The organism is Amycolatopsis sp. NPDC059021 (assembly GCF_042739895.1).
Taxonomy (GTDB): domain Bacteria; phylum Actinomycetota; class Actinomycetes; order Mycobacteriales; family Pseudonocardiaceae; genus Amycolatopsis.
The window spans coordinates 1-18,755 of record NZ_JBHYIQ010000082.1; the positions used below are offsets into that span (position 1 = coordinate 1).

Annotated in this window: 16 protein-coding genes; 6 read left to right on the forward strand and 10 right to left on the reverse strand. The window is 69.8% G+C overall.

What is annotated here, in order from left to right; all coding sequences use genetic code 11:
- From ACFWX1_RS35440 to ACFWX1_RS35455, 4 genes are all read right to left on the reverse strand, one after another.
- A partial coding sequence (locus tag ACFWX1_RS35440; protein ID WP_378394153.1) for a DUF222 domain-containing protein occupies nt 1-1,151 on the reverse strand: 1,151 nt, incomplete at its 3' end.
- Nucleotides 1,152-1,439: 288 nt separating this feature from the next.
- The gene (locus tag ACFWX1_RS35445) at nt 1,440-2,306 is read right to left on the reverse strand and encodes an ANTAR domain-containing protein (protein ID WP_378394154.1); all 867 of its coding nucleotides are present in this window, start codon (nt 2,304-2,306) and stop codon (nt 1,440-1,442) included.
- Between the two features lie 196 nt (nt 2,307-2,502).
- Nucleotides 2,503-4,164 carry an FAD-binding dehydrogenase gene (locus tag ACFWX1_RS35450; protein WP_378394155.1) on the reverse strand — a complete coding sequence of 554 codons (1,662 nt, stop codon included), beginning with the start codon at nt 4,162-4,164 and terminating at the stop codon, nt 2,503-2,505.
- Nucleotides 4,161-4,781, reverse strand: coding sequence for a TetR/AcrR family transcriptional regulator (locus ACFWX1_RS35455; RefSeq protein ID WP_378394156.1), 621 nt, complete (start codon nt 4,779-4,781; stop codon nt 4,161-4,163). Before ACFWX1_RS35455 ends, ACFWX1_RS35450 begins: the two co-directional genes overlap by 4 nt.
- A 341-nt stretch (nt 4,782-5,122) precedes the next feature.
- Between ACFWX1_RS35455 and ACFWX1_RS35460 the strand changes: the two genes are divergently transcribed.
- The 5 genes from ACFWX1_RS35460 (at nt 5,123) to ACFWX1_RS35480 (ending at nt 12,415) form a co-directional block, all read left to right on the forward strand.
- Nucleotides 5,123-6,157, forward strand: coding sequence for a zinc-binding dehydrogenase (locus tag ACFWX1_RS35460; protein WP_378394157.1), 1,035 nt, complete (start codon nt 5,123-5,125; stop codon nt 6,155-6,157).
- A gap of 34 nt (nt 6,158-6,191) precedes the next feature.
- Entirely contained in the window at nt 6,192-7,115 is a 924-nt protein-coding gene (locus ACFWX1_RS35465; protein WP_378394158.1) for a competence/damage-inducible protein A, read from the forward strand.
- Between the two features lie 41 nt (nt 7,116-7,156).
- Nucleotides 7,157-8,056, forward strand: coding sequence for an HAD hydrolase family protein (locus ACFWX1_RS35470; protein ID WP_378394159.1), 900 nt, complete (start codon nt 7,157-7,159; stop codon nt 8,054-8,056).
- Nucleotides 8,050-9,285, forward strand: coding sequence for an MFS transporter (locus ACFWX1_RS35475; RefSeq protein WP_378394160.1), 1,236 nt, complete (start codon nt 8,050-8,052; stop codon nt 9,283-9,285). The genes ACFWX1_RS35470 and ACFWX1_RS35475 overlap by 7 nt, the downstream gene beginning before the upstream one ends.
- 73 nt (nt 9,286-9,358) lie before the next feature.
- Entirely contained in the window at nt 9,359-12,415 is a 3,057-nt protein-coding gene (locus tag ACFWX1_RS35480; protein ID WP_378394161.1) for an amino acid adenylation domain-containing protein, read from the forward strand.
- On the opposite strand, the gene ACFWX1_RS35485 is transcribed toward ACFWX1_RS35480, so the two are convergent.
- Nucleotides 12,398-12,979: a TetR/AcrR family transcriptional regulator gene (locus tag ACFWX1_RS35485; protein WP_378394162.1), complete on the reverse strand. Its 582-nt coding sequence runs from the start codon at nt 12,977-12,979 to the stop codon at nt 12,398-12,400. The genes ACFWX1_RS35480 and ACFWX1_RS35485 overlap by 18 nt on opposite strands.
- Before the next feature lie 115 nt (nt 12,980-13,094).
- Between ACFWX1_RS35485 and ACFWX1_RS35490 the strand changes: the two genes are divergently transcribed.
- Complete coding sequence (locus tag ACFWX1_RS35490) at nt 13,095-13,979, forward strand: LLM class flavin-dependent oxidoreductase (protein WP_378394163.1); 885 nt, start codon at nt 13,095-13,097, stop codon at nt 13,977-13,979.
- A gap of 3 nt (nt 13,980-13,982) precedes the next feature.
- On the opposite strand, the gene ACFWX1_RS35495 is transcribed toward ACFWX1_RS35490, so the two are convergent.
- Genes ACFWX1_RS35495 through ACFWX1_RS35515 form a run of 5 tightly spaced genes read right to left on the reverse strand, consistent with a single transcriptional unit; the run spans nt 13,983 to nt 18,592 of the window.
- Complete coding sequence (locus ACFWX1_RS35495; protein ID WP_378394164.1) at nt 13,983-15,188, reverse strand: beta-ketoacyl-[acyl-carrier-protein] synthase family protein; 1,206 nt, start codon at nt 15,186-15,188, stop codon at nt 13,983-13,985.
- The gene (locus ACFWX1_RS35500) at nt 15,188-15,418 is read right to left on the reverse strand and encodes an acyl carrier protein (protein ID WP_378394165.1); all 231 of its coding nucleotides are present in this window, start codon (nt 15,416-15,418) and stop codon (nt 15,188-15,190) included. Before ACFWX1_RS35500 ends, ACFWX1_RS35495 begins: the two co-directional genes overlap by 1 nt.
- A gap of 5 nt (nt 15,419-15,423) precedes the next feature.
- On the reverse strand, nt 15,424-16,449 hold the full coding sequence (locus tag ACFWX1_RS35505; RefSeq protein ID WP_378394166.1) for a beta-ketoacyl-ACP synthase III: 1,026 nt from the start codon (nt 16,447-16,449) through the stop codon (nt 15,424-15,426).
- Nucleotides 16,446-16,925, reverse strand: a complete 480-nt coding sequence (locus ACFWX1_RS35510) for an SRPBCC family protein (RefSeq protein WP_378394167.1) — start codon at nt 16,923-16,925, stop codon at nt 16,446-16,448. Before ACFWX1_RS35510 ends, ACFWX1_RS35505 begins: the two co-directional genes overlap by 4 nt.
- A complete protein-coding gene (locus ACFWX1_RS35515) occupies nt 16,907-18,592 on the reverse strand; it encodes an aldehyde dehydrogenase family protein (protein WP_378394168.1) in 1,686 nt (561 codons plus the stop codon). Before ACFWX1_RS35515 ends, ACFWX1_RS35510 begins: the two co-directional genes overlap by 19 nt.
- Nucleotides 18,593-18,755 lie beyond the last annotated feature (163 nt).

The following is an 18,755-nucleotide window of genomic DNA, read 5'->3' on the forward strand; positions in this document are numbered from 1 at the left end:
CTTGAACTGCTGCGAAAATCTACTAGCCATCCGAACAACCTCCAGTGGTCACCACAACCACTCTGACGGTGTCCGCCACCTCCGGGCAAGCTCACCGTACAACGGTAAGCGGGCGCATCGCACCCCGGGAACGCGCAGCCACCATCGCGGCGGATCAGTGCCCGCCGGATAGCCGGGGTGGCGAGGCGTTGGGCGCGGCCCACGTCGAGGGGTTCGCTGTGCGAGCCCAGCACCATCGGGACGATCTTCGCGTCGCAAGCCAGTCGCCGTGCTTCGGCGGCGGTGATTTCGCCGAGTAGGTCGAGGGTGGCTTGTCCGATTCCGGATCGTAGTTCTTCCAGGCTGACGGTGACGACGATGTGGGTGGCTTCTCCGGCTTGGGTGGGCAGGTCGGGGTGTTCGGCCCACATCCGCACCAGTTCCGAGAACGCGCACCCGCGTCGCTCCCACTGGGTTCGGGTGTCGCGGCCCTCTTCCTCGGTGGCCGGGCGTGGCTTGGCGAGCGGATCCAGCATGGCTTGTAGCCGGGCGGAGGTTTCATCGTCGACGCGGGCTTTGATCTGGTGTCCGCCGTCGCGGTGTGGGGCGATGGAGAACTCGGGTTGGAAGGGTTTTGGTTCCCGGGTTTTGGGCTCTTTCCCGTCGGGGTCGAGCTGGGCGAGCAGGCGTCGTCCGGCGGCGCGGATTTCTCGGGGTCCGGCGGCGCGGGCGAGTTCGGCGAGGATTTTCTCCGCCTGCTCCCGGTCCTGCGCCGACACGGTCTTGGGGAGTTTGTCGAGTACACGGAGGATTTCGTCGATCTGCGCGGCGCCGACCGCGCCCTCGGCGGCGGCCTGCGCGGTCGCGGGCGCAGTAGATGGCTGCTCGCCGGAAGTCAGGTCGCGGGTGCCGTTGAGCGCCAGTGCCCGCGCCGCGCGAGCTTTCGCCTCGGCATACGGGATGTTCAACGTCTCCTGCAACAGTCGCACGAGACTTCCGTATCCGGTGGTGTCACGGATTCCGCGCCGTTCCAACTCGGCCATGACCTCGCCCTGGACAGCGGCTTCGCGGCGCTGCACACACTCGGACTCCAGGAGCCTGTCCAGCAGGCAGCCGACATCCTCGCGCCACCACTCGGTGCGCGTCGCGGAGGTGTTGCTGTCGACTGACATACCTCCACGATACGCCGCCCGATCGAACATGTGTGCTATCAATCGGGTGAACCTCTAGAAGGAACTTTTCCTTGCTGTGTAAGGGTTTTGGCATCTCAACGCGCTTCGGGCGCAAGCTTGCGCGAACCGCCGTGGTGGCGCTCGCCGGGAACGTCTACGCGCTGCTCGGGGACAGCGATCCCGGCTCGCTGACGGCGTCGTGACGTGAAGCTGCAGAACGCACTTTCGTCGCTGTGTAAGGGTTTTCGGCGGATGTCGCGAGTCGCGACGGCGACAGCGCGGACGGCGTTACGCCGGGGGCTGGCGGCTGTGGGAGTCCGCGTCGAGCCGGATCTCTTCCACGGTGGCGGAGCCCGAGAACGCCTGCCACAGCAGAGTCGCGGCGTGATGGGCCTCCGGGCCGGCGACGACGTGGCGTTCGGTGTCGCCGGGTTGTTCGGCCGGCGCCTGGCCGATGTGCTCGACCAGTGCGAGCGCCAGTTCCCGCAGTTTGACGTTGAACTGCTGGCTGGCCCGCCGCAGCACCGCCCACGCCTCGTTCGCGTCGCAGCGCCGCAGTGTCATGAGGGCGCCCTTGGCCTGTTCGATGATCGCCCGCGAGGCGAGCGCGTCGAGGACCCGGTCGGCGTCGTCGGCGTTGCGGCTGGCGATGTCGGCGATGGTGACCGCGCTGGTCACCAGGCGTTCGTGCCGGGCAAGCACCGCGAGGGTGTGCTCATCGGCCGGGCCCTCCAGATACACCGAGAGGACTACGACGCCGTTGTCGTCCCAGACGCCGGGAACCGCGGCCACCCCGCGTACCCGCGAGATCGCCTCGTGGTCCTCGGGTGGGGCCTGCGCGCGGACCGCGTCCTCGGTCAGGTGCGGCCAGCGGGGATCGTGCCACAGGTTCGTGGTGGCGATCGGCTCCTCGGCCGCGCCTACCAGCAGTGACGGGCCCCACAGATGTCCGGTGGTGATCGGGGTGAGGGTCCGTCCCACGCCGGTCGCGGCCAGCACCCGCAGCTGGCCGCCCCCGAGCCGGGACGCGGGGTGGGCGATGCTGACGGCGCTCCCGATCTGGCCTGGCACGTCACGTCTTACCCCGGTCAGCACGTTTTCCAGCAACGTGGTCAGGGGAGTTTCGACCATCTCGGCGGGCTGCATGCCGGTCATCCGATCCCATCCCCCGTCCGTCAGGACTCGGCGCCGCGACAACGGACACGTCATCCGGGTGATGGCAGCGATGACGTCGCTTGTGCTCACCTTGGCACAGATCGTGCGCCGCCCCAAGCCGGTGGGGGGTGTTTCAGCCCTGTGTCACCACGAATCGGCGAACGGCAGCGCACGCAGGCTTTCCCGGCCCTGCCGATCATGACAGCGTCCTCGCCATCGCGCGGCCCGCGGCCCGTCCGGAGAAGATGCAGCCGCCGAGGAATGTTCCCTCCAGCGCGTTGTAGCCGTGCACCCCGCCGCCGCCGAAGCCGGCGACCTCACCGGCGGCGTACAGCCCGGCCAGCGGCGTCCCGTCCGGCCGTCGTACCTGAGAGCCGAGGTCGGTCTGCACGCCGCCGAGCGTCTTGCGGGTGAGGATGTTCAGCCGCACCGCGATGAGCGGGCCGTGCGCGGGATCGAGGATGCGGTGGGGTTTCGCGACCCGCGCGACGCGGTCGCCGACGTAGCGGCGCGCGTTGCCGACGGCCATCAGCTGCAGGTCCTTCGAGTACGCGTTGCCGACTTCGCGGTCGCGCGCGACGATCTGACGCTCCAGCTCGGCGACGTCCAGCACCGGCCCGCGGGAGAGCTTGTTCATCCCGTCCACGAGCTCGGTCAGGGAGTTCGCGACGACGAAATCCACGCCGTACCGCTTGAACGCGTCCACCGGGCCCGGCGCGCCCTTGCCGACCCGGCCGGTCAGCACCTGCTTGAGATCCTTGCCGGTGATGTCGGGGTTCTGCTCCGACCCGGAAAGCATGAACTCCTTCTCCAGGATCGTCTGCGTGAGCACGTACCAGGAGTAGTCCTGCCCGGTGGCGAGGATGGCCTTCATGGTCGCGTTGGTGTCGAACCCGGGGAAGTTCGGCGCGGCCAGCCGCTGCCCGTTCGCGTCGAACCACAGCGACGACGGGCCGGGGATGATCCGGATGGCGTGGTCCGGCCAGATCGGGTTCCAGTTGTGGATTCCTTCGGTGTAGTGCCACATCCGGTCGCGGTTGACGATCGCGCCGCCCGCCTCCTCGGTGATCGCGATCATCCGGCCGTCCACATGGGCCGGGACGCCGGGGATCATCGTGCGCGGGCAGGGGCCGAGCCGGCCGGCGGGCCAGTTGCGCCGGATGAGGTCGTGGTTGTGGCCGATGCCGCCGGACGCGACGAGCACCGCTTTCGCGGGGAACTCGAACTCGCCGACGGCCGTCCGCGACGACGCCTTGCCGCGTTCGAGGTCCGTCGGCTCCAGCACGGTGCCGCGCACGCCGGTCACCGCCTCGCCGTCGATGATCAGCTCGTCGACCTGGTGCCGGAACGCGAATCGCACCAGCCCGCGCTTCTCGCCTTCGAGCACCGGCTCGGCGAACACGCGGACGACCTCGGGGCCGGTGCCCCAGGTGAGGTGGAACCGGGGCACCGAGTTGCCGTGCCCGCCGGCGTCGCCGCCGCGTTCGGCCCAGCCGACCAGGGGAGTCAGCCGCAGGCCCAGGTCGTGCAGGTACTCGCGTTTCTCCGTGGTGGCGAAGCGGACGTAGGCCTGTGCCCACTGTCGCGCCCAGTGATCCTCGCGCTCGCGATCGAATCCCGCGGAGCCCAGCCAATCCTGCAACGCCAGCTCGTAGGAGTCCTTGATCCCGAGCCGCCGCTGCTCCGGGGTGTCGACGAAGAACAGCCCGCCGAGCGACCAGAATGCCTGCCCGCCAAGGTTTTCGCGGTTCTCCTGCTCGACGATCAGCACGCGGCGGCCCGCCTTGACCAGCTCGTGCGTCGCGACGAGCCCGGCAAGGCCCGCGCCGACCACGATGACGTCCGGTTCGAAACTCACTGCTCTCCTCCGGTGCTGTAGGCCGTCACGACCTGGACGGCGAGGTCGGTCCGGCGCTGCCACACGGTGGCGTTGTCCGGCTCCATCAGGCACTGCACGGCGGTGCCGTCGTGCACGGCGATCAGCGCGTGGCCCAGCGTCATCGGATCCGGGACGGCGCGGCCGATCCGGGCGAGCAGGGCCTCCAGGTACGGGATGACCGCGGCGAGGATGGCCTCCTCGCGGGCCGCCATCACCCGTCGCAGGCCGGGATTGCGCAGGGCGTGCGCGGTGAACTCGGCGCTCACGCGATACCAGACGTCGTCCAGCGGGATCGCCGGGAGCAGCCGCTCGACCACCGAGCGGACGTCGCCGGGCTCGGTGTCCGCGAGTTCGCCGAAGGTCGTCCGCATCCCGGTGATCAGCTCCTGGGACCGCTGCTCCCACATCACCAGGAACAACTCGTCCAGCGAGGCGAAGTTCGAGTAGAACGCGCCTCGCGTGTACCCGGCCCGGTCGCAGATCTGCTCGACCGTGGACCGGCCGAAGCCCTCCTCGGCGAACACCGTCAGCGCGGCCTCCAGCAGGCGCTGCCGGGTCTCGGCCCGCCGCTTCGTCACTCGCTTGCCGGTCTCCATGCTCGATACACTAGCGTATCGGATACATCGGTGCATCGAGAGTGGTCGGGTTCGGCCGGCGTCAGTCCATTGTGGATAGTCGACGACGTCGCGACGTGAAGGCGGCGAGCATCGTACTGTCGGCTCCTAAGTGGAACAAGAGCCTCGGCCGGGAATGCACGTACGGATACTTGCTGTGTGAACAAGAGGCAATCGCATAGAGGAGTGGTTGCCCTCCCCATTTCCGGCGTGTGTAATCAGCGGGCCGTGTTCGGAGCGAAGCGAAGAGTCACCACTCACGGTGACGTCATCACGCCCGTCGCAAGCGACAAGCCGAGTTCACCTGCTCCCCTGGAGGGCTGATGTTGGCAACCGTATTGCATGGCCCCGGAGACGTCCGTGCCGAAACGGTACCCGACGCTCGAATCGAACAATCCACGGACGCCGTCGTCGAGGTTCTGCTGAGCGCGGTCTGCGGAACGGACCTGGGTGGTTACCTCGGCGTGGATCCGGTCCGGGGCCCGCAGCGGATGGGGCACGAATTCATCGGCGTCGTCACCGACGTCGGCCGCGACGTCCGCACGGTGTGTCCTGGCGACGTCGTCGTGGCTCCGCTGGCCTGGTCGGACGGGACATGTTCGTTCTGTGTCAACGGATTGCCGACGTCCTGCCGGCATGGCGGGCTGTGGGGCGAGGCCGGCGCCGACGGTTGCCAGGCCGAAGCGGTCCGGGTGCCCCATGCGGACGGCACCCTGGTGGCGGTGCCCGGTCACCCGGATTTCGCGCTGCAGAGCCGATTGCTGCCGCTGGCGGACGTGCTGTCCGCGGGGCATCACGCGGCCGTGACCACGGATGTGCGGCCCGGCCGGACGGTCGCGGTCGTCGGCGACGGCGCGGTGGGCCTGTGCGGTGTGCTGGCGGCACGCCGGCTCGGCGCGGAACGGATCATCCTCATGGGGGCGCACGCGCCCCGCCTTGCCATGGCCAGGAAATTCGGCGTCGACGACATCGTCGTGAGCAGGGACCAGGCCGCGATCGACGAGGTCAGGGAGCTCACCGGCGGCGACGGCGTCGACTCGGTGATCGACGCCTTCGGCAGCGACCAGTCGCTCGCCACCGCGGTGGGGGTGGCGAAGGACGGGGGCGGCGTCTGCCTCGTCGGCGTCACCGGTCAGCCGACCTGGGTCGACGTGAACACCATGGTCCGGCGCAACATCACCTTCCGGGCCGGTGTCGCGCCGACGCGCAACTACGTTCCCGAACTGCTGCCCGCGGTGCTGGCCGGTCAGCTCGACGCGTCGCCACTGTTCGATATGGACATTCCCTTGAGCTCGGTCGCCGATGGCTACGCGGCGATGGGCGATCGTTCGGCGATCAAGGTGCTGGTCCGCCCCTAGGTTCCGGTCGTCCCGGGTAGGCGAGGAGTGCAGAATGACAGGGTCCGCCGCGATTGTCGTCATCGGCAACGAGGTGCTGGAAGGCAGCACGACGGATACCAACAGCGGCTGGCTGTGCCGCCAGATCAGTGGCCGGGGCGGGCGGATCCTGCAGATCTGCACGGTGCCCGACGATCAGGAACGCATCATCGACGCGCTGGCGCGGTCCTTCGCGCTCGGCGCGAACCTGGTCGTCACCATCGGTGGTCTCGGTTCGACCCGCGACGACCGCACGGCGGCGGCGATCAGCGCGTACGCGCGGGTGCCGATGCTGCCGCACGAGACCGCGATCCGGCTCGTCGGCCGACGCTACGAGCAACTGGCCCAGGCCGGCGCCGTGGAGCGGCTGCCTTCGGCGGAGACCAACCGCGCCCGAGCGAAGATGACGCTCCTTCCCGACGGCGCGGAGGCCATCCCCAACGAGGCCGGGGTAGCGCCCGCGATCCATCTGACTGTTGCAGGCGGCGGGATTCTGGCATTGCCCGGCGTCCCTCGCGAGCTGAAGCACATCGTGGCGGACCAGGCGGGCGACGTCTTCCAGCGCTGGCTGGGAGCGGGTCACCTTCGCGGTGCGCGGGTCGTCACTTCGACGAGCGAAGAGTCCGTTTTGGACAGTGCGTTACAGGAATTCGACGCGCAGGGGAACGACGGCGTGTACCTGAAATCGCGTGCCCGGCATTTCGGCAAGGACGTGCGCATGACCGTCACCCTTTCGGCACGGGGAACGGATCTCGACCGGGTGCGCCGCCTGCTCCGGTCCTCGCTCGAACTGTTTCGGCAGATACTCGATCGGCGCGGAATCGAAATCGTCGAGGTGGACTTCGACCCGCCGGAGCAGGCACCTCTCGACGCGGCCGGGCGGAAAGATCCGATCCGCGTCGTGGAGCCGGTCCCCAGCGTCCCCGCTCAGCCCGCGTGATGACAGTCTCGTGCGAGCAGCTCCAAACGCACGCGATCCAAGTGGCGAAGGAGCTTATCGGCGGTGTCGGCCCCGTCGGTGGTCCCGGGAGTGATCGCCCGAACGCACCGCGTGCGGCGGTGGATCTCGCCGATATCCAGGTGCCGGACGGCAGGCTCGTCATCCTGACGGACATCGATGGCACGCTGTTGCGTTCGGATGGCACGGCGTCGGCCCGCACGGTGCGTGTGCTGTCCGCACTCGCCGGGCTCGGTCACGACGTCGTTTTCGCGACCGGCCGTGCCCTCCGTGACCTCGATCAAGTGGGCGCGCTGACCGGTCACCGCGGTCGGACCGTGTGTGCCAACGGCGCGGCCGTCTACGACCACGGCACGCGAAAGGTGTGCCGCACCCGGCCTTTCGCGAACGAACTGCTGCCCGCCGTGCTCACTTTGCTGGCGCGGGCGGTTCCCGAGGTCATTCTAGCGGTGGAAGATCTCCGCGGATTACGATTCGTCGAAGGCTTCCCGTTCACCTCCAGCGTCGAGGAGGGTATTCCGGTCGGTGGTCTCCGTGAATCGGAAGTGTTGCAAATCCTCGCTTGGCATCCGCGGCTCCCGAGCGAGGAAATCGCGGGTGCGCTGGACGTCGCACTCGCCGGAAAGGCGGAGATCTCCTGGGGCAACAGCCTCGGCGTGGTGGAGGTCAACGCCGCCGGGGTGAACAAAGGAACGACCGTCGCCCAGCTGGTCGCCGCGATGGGCCGCACTGCGGACTCGGTCGTCGCCTTCGGTGACATGCCCAACGACCTGCCGGTGCTGAACTGGGCGGGCATATCCTTCGCCATGCAAAACGCGCATCCGCGCGTTTTGGCGGCCGTCGGCAGGCAGGCGCCGGGCAATGACGACGACGGTGTCGCCCGTGTTCTGGAAGGGCTGCTCGGGATCCGGCCGGCGTGCTGACCAAACCGCCGCCGGATTCGTGGCGCCGGACCCGGCGCGTGGTCTTCGTCCATTTCTGTGTGCACGGCGCCATCACCGCGTTGTGGATCGTGGCCATACCCGCGGTGAAAGCCGGGCTCGGCCTCGGCGACGGCGCACTCGGGCTCGCCCTTTTCACGCTGGCCGCGAGCGCGGTTCTCACCGTGCGGATTGCCGGGCCGGTGCTGCTGCGCCGCTTTTCACCGGCACGCGTCAGCCAGGTTTGCGGGTTGCTCGCCGGGCTCGCTCTGGTTCTCCCCGGAGTCGCGAGCACGACCGTGGGACTCGCGATCGCGGTGCTCCCGCTGGGCGCGGGCCTCGGTCTGCTGGATTTGGCCATGAACGCCTACGCGGGCGAAGTCGAGGCCGCGTATGGGCGTCCGGTGATGTCCTCGTTTCACGGTGCGTGGAGCCTGGCGACGCTGACGGCGACCGCGCTCGGCGGTGCGGCGGTGCAGGCAGGCGTGCCGCTGGCCGCCGTCCTGGGGTGCGGTGGGCTCCTGCTCGGCGCTGCCTGCGGGCTGGTGCGGCATCGGTCGCCGACGGAATTCCTTACCCAGCCTCGGAATCCGGTGTCGCGGGTCCGCCGTGCCACCCCTCGGCGGGTGTGGGTTCTCGCCGCGCTGGCACTCAGCGCCTTGATGTGCGAGGGAGCCGTCGGCGACTGGTCGGGAGTGTGGCTGGTCAAGACGTTCGACATCGGACCCGGCCTCGCCGCGTCCGGTTATGGCGCCTTCGCGATCACCGCGACCGCGGGACGTTTTCTCATGGACCGGATCGCGCGCCGGGTCGGGCCGGTGGCGCTGCTCCGGGTCAGCGGAGTCGTTGTCGCGGGCGGCATCGGTCTCGCGATCGCGGCGGCCGCCTTCCCGGTGAGCATCGCCGGGTGGGCGGTGGCCGGAGCGGGCAGCGCGGGGATCGTGCCCCAGGTCTACAGCGCGGCCGCCAGGATGCCGCACAGCGCGGCCGCGGTCGCCCAGGTCAGCTCGGCCGCCTACCTCGGCACCGTGATCAGCCCGCCCGTCATCGCGTGGATCGCGACGACGTCGGGCCTCGGTACCGCGCTGTTGTTCCTCCTCGTCCCCGCGTTGGTCGTGGTGGTCGCGGCCCCGGCGTGCCGATCCGAGGCCGCGGTGAAGAGGTGGTCGTCCAAGGGTGCCTGTTCGGTTCGTTTTTCTGCGCGAATTCCCCAAGAACATCGCAGCCGGTGAACCTCCGCTGCCAAGCTGAACGCGCTCTCGAGGCGAGAATTCCCCACTCCACAACGCATCTGGAGGCTCCTCGATGGACACCCAGGCCGATCGCGTGCCACTCCTGACACCCGCCTCTCCGACCACAGCCGCCGGGCTCGTGCCCGGCCTGCTGGACCAGCCGCTGCCGGACTCGGAAGGCCGGCTCATCGCCGTGGAGGACGGTGAACTGAAGCTCAGTTACACCGAACTGGTCGCACAAGCCGACGCGCTGGCGACGACGCTGCGGCGCGCCGGACTCGGTCCTGGCACGATCATCGGGATTCTCCTCCCGCGTTCCGCGGCGGTCGCCGTCGCCACGCTCGCCGTCCTGCGTGCCGGCGCGGCGTACCTGCCGCTCGATCCCCGTTATCCCGAGCAGCGCCTGCGGCACATGCTCGAGGACGCCGGTGCGCCGGCCGTCGTCACCACCGGGCGTCTGCGGACGCTCGTGGCGGGGCACCCGATGATCATCGAGCTGGACTCGCTCGTGGACGAACCTCCTGTGGGATCCTGCGAAGTCGGCCTTCCCGTCCGCGAGTCCAAAGAGGACGAACTCGCCTACATCATCTACACCTCCGGCTCGACGGGAGCGCCGAAAGGCGTCGAGATGGCAAGGAAAGCGCTTTCTGGACTGCTGTCCTGGCAACGGGAACAACGCTGGGCAGACCGGCCGAGGACCTGCCAGTTCGCGCCGCTCGGCTTCGACGTCAGCTTCCAGGAGATCTTTTCCACCTGGGACCTGCGGGGCACCCTGGTCATCGCGCCGGAGCACGTGCGCGACGACGGCGCCGCGCTGCTGCGCTTCCTGTGCGAGGCCCGCATAGAGCGCCTGTTCCTGCCACCGGTCGCGCTGCAGCATCTTGCCGCCGCGGCCCGGTCCGCGCCCGGGGCGGGACTGGCGCTGCGCGAGGTCATCGCGGCGGGCGAGCAGCTGGTGGTGACTCCGGTGATCCGCGAGTTCTTCGAGCGCACCGGTTGCGTGCTGGAAAACCACTACGGACCGACCGAGACGCACATCGTGACGTCCTTCCGCTTGGTGCCGCCCGCCGCGGAATGGCCGGAGCTGCCGCCGATCGGCAAGCCTTTGCCACACGTCACGGTGACCGTCGCGGACGCGGACGGCCGGCCCGTCGCCCCCGGTGAACAGGGCGAGCTGCTGGTGGGTGGGGATAGCCTGGCGCACGGCTACCGCAATCAGCCCGAGCTGACCGCGCGACGTTTCACCCTCGGCGACCTGCCCGCCGGCCGCCGCTATCACACCGGGGATCAGGTCCGGCAGCGGTCCGACGGGGAACTCGAATACTTCGGCAGGCTGGATCACCAGGTCAAGATCAACGGCTTCCGGGTCGAACTGGGCGAGGTGGAAGCGGTCGTCGGGCGGCATCCGGGTGTCTTCCAGGTCGCCGCCGCCACGAGCACGTCCCCGAGCGGCGTCCGCCGCCTGGTCGCCTACGTCGTCGCCGCCGACGGCGCGTCCGTCACACCGGCCGGTATCCGTGAGCACGCCGCGCTCGAACTACCGCCGTACGCGGTGCCCCGCGTCGTCGTGCCGATGCTCGAACTGCCGGTGACGGCCAGCGGAAAGCTGGATCGCGCGGCGCTTCCGGCCCCGTGGTACGCCCGCGCCGGCGACGTCCCGTATCTCCCGCCGCGCACGCCCTTGCAGAAACAACTCGTCGGCGTCTGGGAGTCCGTTCTCGGCACCGGCGGGGTCGGGGTCGGCGATGACCTCACCGACCTCGGTGCCGACTCGCTGGTCATCCTCCAGCTGGTGGCTCACCTGCGCCACGAGCTGGACGTCCTGGTCGAGCCGGCGGAGTTGTGGCGGCACAGCACGATTCTCGAACTGGCCGACGCGCTGGGCCAGAACATCGCCGGGAAGCCAAAACACCGTCCCCTCACCTCGGGTACCCGCGGCCCGCGCCCCTTCGCGCGAGACCACGCACGTCCGCTGCCCGAGCTGATCCGGGCCGGTGCGCTGCCCCGCCTCGACGCCGCCGCGCTGTCGTACCTGCCCACCTTCGACGCGGACGAACGCGTCCGCTATCAGGACTGGCATCGTGGCGAGCCCGTGCTCACCCACGTGGTCGAGACCGCCGACGGCACGATCGGGCTGCTGGCTCTGCCGATCGAGGCCGGTGATCTGTACACCAGCCCGAAGGCCGACCTGGTCGCCATGAGCACCAGCGCCATCGAGACGGCGGGGGATCTCGGCGCCCGCGCGGTGACCCTGACCGGGCTGCTGGCCTCCGCATTGGACTTCGGGCGGGACCTCGCGCCGGCGCGAGGCCTGCCGCGGGTGACCACCGGGCACGGAGCCACCGTGGCCGCGGTGGTGCTCAACATGGAGCGGCTCCTCGACGCGACCGGACGGACGACGGCGCGGGAGGAGGTGGCCGCCGTCGGCCTCGGCTCGATCGGGCGCTCCGCACTGCTGCTCATGCTCGACGTCCTGCCGCATCCGGCCCGGCTCGTGCTCTACGACCGGTCGCCGATCGTGGGGGAGCGGGCCGCGGCCGAAGTCGTCGAGGCCGGTTACCGCGGTGAACTCGTCGTCGCCACCGCCGAAAACGGCACCGCGCCGCAAGCCGTGTACGACGCGACCTTCCTCATCGGCGCCACCTCGACCGGGAACGCTTTCGACCTTTCGCGGGTCCGCCCCGGCACGGTGATCTTGGACGATTCGTGGCCGCGATCGTTCGACATCGACGCGGCCGTCGCCCGGATGACCACGTCGGCCGACATCATCGCCACCGAAGCGGGCGAACTCCACACTCCCTCGGCCATGACGGAGCACCGCTTTCTGCCGGACGACAGCCTCGTCCCGCTGATGGACCGCGAGGAGCTGATCGCCCTGCGCGCCAACCCGCACGAGGTCATGGGCTGTCTCAGCGCGGGCCTGTTCGTCACGGCCTGGGACCTGCCGACGACGATCGGCCTGCCCACCCGGGAAACCTCCCGCCGCCATTACGACGTGCTGCGCGCACACGGTTTCCGCGGCGCCGACCCGCATCTGACCGGGCACCCCATCGCTCCGGCTGCCCTGCGGGCCTTCCGGGAATCGGGCCACGGCGCCGGGAACGTGACGAAGTCAGTGAGCCTGGCGTAGCCCCGCGATCAGGAGTTCGACCAGCCGCCGCGCGTCGTAGCGGGGATCGTTGTCCGCGCCGATGCAGAGTTTTCCCACGCCGCGCATGAGTTCGTAGGCCTGCACCCCGGAGCGGATTTCGCCGGATTCGGCCGCGGCGTCGAGCAACTGGGCGCCCACCGGTTCGAGACGGTCGATGAAGTAGGCGTGCAGCGAGTCGAAGCCCGCGGCGTCGGACTGCAGCACGGCCGCGAGCCCGTGCTTGGTGACCAGGAAATCGACGAAGCGGTCGAGCCATTTCGCCAGCGCCGCATACGGTGTCGCGCTGCTCGCCAGCAGGGCCGGGCCTGCCTCGGCGAGGGTCTCGACCTGATGCCGGTAGACGGCGATGATGAGATCCGCTCGCGTCGGGAAGTGCCGGTAGATCGTGCCCATCCCGACGCCGGCCTTGGCCGCGATGTCGCGTACCGGCGCGTCCACGCCCGATGCCACGAAAACCGCGGCGGCCGCGTCGAGCAACGCCTTCTCGTTGCGCCGGGCGTCCGCGCGCTTGGACCGGGTCGCGCCTGGATCGTCGTCCTTCACCGCGTTCCTTCCATGGCCGTGGTTGATAAGCGGAACAGTGCTCCGTATAGTTAGCGGAGCACTGTTCCGCTTGGTCATGATGCCAGGCCCGCTCCGTTCCCCGGAAGGAACTCCCATGCCCCCTCCCCGTTTCGGGATCATGACCGCGCCCATGCAGGTCGGCTACGACGACCTCCTGCGGGTCTGGCGCGAGGCCGACGCGATCCCGGAGATCGAGCACGCGTGGCTGTTCGATCACCTCATGCCCATCGGCGGTGACCCGGCGGGGCCGATTTTCGAGGGCTGGACACTGCTTTCGGCCCTCGCGGCGCGGACCGAGCGGTTGCGGCTCGGGATTCTGGTGACCAGCAACCGGTTCCGGCCGCCCGCGATGCTGGCCAAGATCGCCACGACCGTCGACATCGTCTCCGGCGGACGGCTCGACTTCGGCATCGGCGCGGGCTCACGGCCCGGTCATCCGCTGGCCCGCCGCGAGTACGACGCACACGGCCTGCCCTACCACGACGCCGCGCACGCCGTGGCCGCGCTGGCCGAAGCGTGCGCGGTCATCCGTCGCTTGTGGACGGAGGCGGAACCGTTCGACTTCGACGGCGACCACGTCCGCCTCGCCAGGGCGTTCGGCAATCCCAAGCCCGTCCAGCGCCCGCATCCGCCGATCATGATCGGCGGCCGCGCGGCCTCGACGTTACGTGTGGTCGCCGAGCACGCCGATCTGTGGAACATTCCCGGCGGCGACCTCGAAGACGTCGTCCAGCGCAGCGCGCTGCTCGACCGCTACTGCACCGAAATCGGCCGGGATCCCGCCTCGATCACCCGCTCGATTCACCTGCCCGTGTCGTACGACCGGCCCGGCGCCACCCGGGACGCGATCGGCGAAGCGGTCGACGCGGGCTTCGGCCACGTCGTTCTCGGGTTGCCGGCTCCCTACCCTGCCGGCGTCGCGCGGTGGGTTGCCGACGAGGTGATCGGCACCTCGGTCCAGCGCGCCGGACTGCCGTGATTCCTAGGCGCGGGCGATCGCCAGGACCGCGTTCTGCCCGCCGAAACCGAAGGAGTTGCTGAGCGCCAAGGCGATCCTGGCGGACGTCGCCGTGGTGGCCACGTCGATGTCGATCTCCGGATCCAGTTTCTCCAGGTTCGCCGTCGGGGGAATAATGCCGTGTTCGGCGGTGAGCACCGTATAGACGGCCTCCACCGCGCCGGCGGCGCCGAGCAGGTGACCGGTCACGCCCTTCGTGGAAGTGACCAGAGGCCGGTGCGGCAGGAGCCGGGCAAGCAAGGCCGCTTCGGTGCGATCGTTGGCCGGAGTGGACGTTCCGTGGGCGTTGACGTGGGACACCTCGCGTGGGCCGACACCGGCGTCGGCCAGCGCGGCCAGGATCGCGGCCTCGCCGCCGAGGCCGTGCGGTTCCGGCTTGGTGATGTGGTGGGCGTCGGCGCTCGCCCCGTGGCCGACGACGCGGGCGTGCGCGGTGACGCCCCTGGCGCGCGCGTCCGCGGACCGCTCCAGCACGAGCACACCGGCACCTTCGCCTGCCACGAATCCGTCGCGGTCCGCGTCGAAGGGCCGGGAGGCCCGGTGTGGTTCGCCGAACCGCTCGGACAACGCGCCCATCCTGGCGAACCCGGCCAGCGTCAGCGGCGTCAGCATCGCTTCGCTGCCCCCGGCCAGCACGACGTCGCAGCGGTCGAGCGCGAGCAGATCGCACGCCATGCCCACCGCCGTGGCACCGGAGGCGCACGCGGTGGCCACGACCAGGTTCGGCCCTTTCGCGCCGAACTGCATCGCCATCTGCCCGGCGAGCATGTTGGGCAATCGCATCGGCAACAGCAAGGGGGAAACCCGGTGCGCGCCTTCGTCCAGGAACACCCGATGCTGTGCTTCGGTGGTGCCCGGACCGCCGTCGGCGCAGCCGAGCACGACGCCCACGCGGGCGCCGTCCCAGGTTTCCGGGTCCAGCCGGGCGTCCGCGATCGCCTCCGACGCCGCCACGAGCGCGAACTGGACGAACGGGTCCAGGCGGAGCGCACGCCGCGCTCCCAGCAGCTCCTCGGTGTCGAAACCGGGTACCCGGCAGGAAATCCGGGACACTGCCGCGTCCCAAGCGGCGGCCGGCTTTCCCGCGCGGACCGCCGCCCAGTTCGCCGGGACGCCGATACCGGCCGGGGTCACCAGCCCCAGGCCGGTGACCGCCACCTCGGTGCCCATCAGACCTTCGCGTTCCGCTGCTCCATCAGCCGGGCGATGTCGCCGAGCGTGGCCGCCTTCGTGATCTCGTCTTCGCTGATCGCGATGCCGAGCTCCTTCTCCAGCACCATGGACAGCTCGACGATCGCCAGCGAGTCGAGATCGACGTCCGCCGGGCTCGCGCCGGAGCTGATTTCCGCCGCCGGGACCTTCAGCTTGCCGACCAGGATCTCCTGCAATATCTCGAACATACCGATCAATCCCTTCGACTCGGGTGTTCGGACGGGCCCAGAGCCGGGACCGCGGGCCAGGTCAGGGTCGTCGCACCCCAGGCCAGACCGCCGCCGAAAGCGGTGAGCAGTACACGCTGACCGGGTTCCACGCGGCCGTCCGCGGCCGCCTGCGTGAGCAGCAGCGGGACCGAGGCGGAGCCGGTGTTGCCGACGGTGTCGATATTGGACAGCACGTGGCCGGGCGGCAGGCCGAGTTCGTCACCGAGCGCGCCGAGAATGCGGGCGTTGGCCTGATGCGCGGCCAGCCGCTCGACGTCCGCCAGCTGCCAGCCCGCCGCGGTGACGGCCTGCCGGCACGCCTCGGACATGCGGTTCACGGCGTGCCGGAACACCTCGCTGCCCGCCATCCGGAAGTACTCGTCGCCGGGTTCCAGGGGGACGCGTTGCCGGGACCCGCCCGCGGGAATCCGGATCAGGTCGCCGAATTCGCCGTCGCTGCCCAGCACCACGGGCCCCAGCGCTCCCGGCTCGTCGGCGGAGCCCGCCCGCAGTACGGCGGCCGCGGCGCCGTCGCCGAAGATGACGGCCGTCGAGCGGTCGAGCGGGTCGACGATCGAGCTGTACACCTCGGTGGCGACCAGCAGGACGCGGTCGGCGGTGCCCGCCGCGACGAGGCCGGACGCGACGGCGAGTCCATAGAGGAATCCGCTGCACACCGCCGAAACGTCGAAGGCGGGGACGGTGCCGAGACCGAGCCGGGCCGCCACGGCCGGGGCGGTGGCGGGCAGCGGCCGGTCCGGTGTGGACGTGGTGAGCACGACAGCGTCCACTTGCGACACCTCGGCGGACTTCAACGCCCGGGAACACGCTTCGACGGCCAGATCGGAGGCCGCCATCCCGGCAGGCACGGCGTGCCGCTGCCGGATCCCGGTGCGGCGGCGGATCCACTCGTCCGAGGTGTCCAGCCGGTCCGCGAGGTCGGCGTTGGTCACCAGGTCCGGCGGCAGCCACGCCCCGATGCCGGCGAGTACGCCCGTCCGCCCGGTCATCGCCGGGACCGTTCCAGAGCGTCGTCCTCGACGCGTCCCGGTGGTGCCATTCCACGCACCGCGCGCGAGATGGTGGCCGTGATCGCCGCCTCGGCGATGGGGTCCAAAATGGACTCCATACTGGGAATGCCGAAGTCGAAGCCGACCTCGAACCGGACGGCCACGTCGTCGCCTGCGGCGCGGAACGCCCAGCGTCCGGCGAACTCCGCGAAGTCGCCGTCCGTCAACGCGAAGCGGATCTCCTGGTCCTCGCGGTGGGAACGAATCTCTTCGTTCCAGCGCAGCTTTCCGGTGCGGAAGTCGAGCCAGCGCGGCCGGACGCCCGAGGTGACCACCGGCGCGGCGTTCGACGTCTCGCCGTCCCATTCCCAGCTCGACCCGGTTTCGGGAGCGGGCAGCTCCCAGCGGAGCACGGCGTCGAAAACCTCGTCGATCCGTGCTTCGCCGAAGACGATGTTCAGTGCGACCTGTCGCATTTCCGGTTGTCACCTCCGCCGAGGAGCCTGCCGAGGATTTCGCGCTGCGGGCTGACGTCCTGGGCGATGGCCACGCCCTGCAGATGCGACGTCCGGAACATCGGATAGTTGGCCTCGCCGAACGCTCCGCCGGTGAGCCCGGTGCCGCCGTGGCTGGGCAGGTAGGGCAGGAAGCCGATGTGGGAGTCGTTCACCTTGAGCAGCCCGCCGTTGCCGACTCCGTCGACGAACGCGTCGACCACGTCCTGGGAGCGCGTCCACAAGGAGTTGCGCAGCCCGTACTTGTTGGCGTTGACGAACTCCAGCACGCTGTCCAGCAGGGCGTCGCCGGGATCCGGTTCGGGGACGACGATGGGCAGCAGCGGGAAGAACGTCTCTTCGCGCACCACGTCGTGCTCACGCGCGCGGGCGAGCCCGGCCACGCGGACCACGGTGGGTTGCAGGAAGACGCCGGTGTCGGACACGGTGCCGTCCGCTTCGATCCGTTTTCCTCCGCACACCAGGCGGGCACCCAGCTTCGTCGTCTGGTCGAGGAGCTCGAAGAAGCGTTCGGTGCGGCGTACCGGGGAAAGCAGCACGTCCTCGTCGTCGGGGTCGCCGGGCCTGATCCTGGCGGCCTGCCGGGCGACCAGTTCGATCAGCTCGTCGGCGATCGCCGGGTGCGCGACCACGTAGTTGGGCACCATGCAGAGCTGGCCCGAGCCGTAGAAACATTCGGCGATGGCCTCGGCCGCGTGCTCCAGGTTCGCGTCCGCCCACACCACCAGGCCGTCGTTCCCGGCCAGCTCCAGGACCGGCTTCTTGCCCTTGGCGACGCATTCCTGTTCGAGCTTCAGCCCCTCCTCGACGCCCCCGATGTAGAAGATGTCGTTCACCAGCGGGCTGTCCACCCACTGCCGGAGCATCCGGCCGGGGTTGCCGCAGAGCAGGTTGAGCGTGCCCGGCGGCGCGCCCAGTTCGCCGAGCAACGGAACCGCCAGCTCCCGCAGCACGTACATGGTGCTCAACGCGATACTCCGGGGTGCGCGGACCACCACCGCGTTGCCCGCCATCACCATCAGCATGGCCAGCGCGGCGCTCGGTGCCGGCGCGTTCTGAGGCGGATTGAGACAGACGACGCCGTCCGGCCTGCGCCGCACGATGAGGCCGCGTCCGTCGTGGCCGAACTCGGCGTACATGTTGCGCTGGTACCACGAACAGCTTTCCTCGCTGTACACCTGGAGCAAACAGCTCAGTTCCCAGCGGGCGAGTGCGATCGGATGGGCCTCCGCGACCAGCAACCGGAGGAACTCGTCCTCGTGCTCCAGCAGCTTCTTCCGGAAGGCCGCGCCCAGTTCCATCCGGCGCTCCAGCGGCACCCGTGCCCACTCGGGTGCCGCCGTGGCCGCCGCCTCCAGCGCCCGCTCGACGTCCTCGTCACCCGCGACCGCGCAGCGGCCGACGACGTAGGGATGCCGCGCCGCGGCCGAATCGGCGTCCTGTTCCAGTGTCCTTTTGAGACTGATACTGGTGAAGGCGTCGTGCAGCAGCGAACGTGAGCTGACCGTGTAGACCCAGCCGGCACCGTCGGTGTCCTGACCGGACACGTGGAGCGGGTAGCTGAGCAGCGGAATGTCTCTCGAACCATCGAGGTTCCGCGCGGGGGAATCGCCGGCGACGAGACTCATGTGGTTCTCCGGGAGCTCGAGAAACTTCGCCGTCTATTCGCGGGGAGACGAGAAGTTCGGTGGTGACAAGGCCTGACGGTAGCCGGGACGCTACCTATCGCAGTTCCGCGTGGTCCAGCGAGCGCATAGCACAGTGCCCCTTGAGGCAATGCGCCTGCCAAGA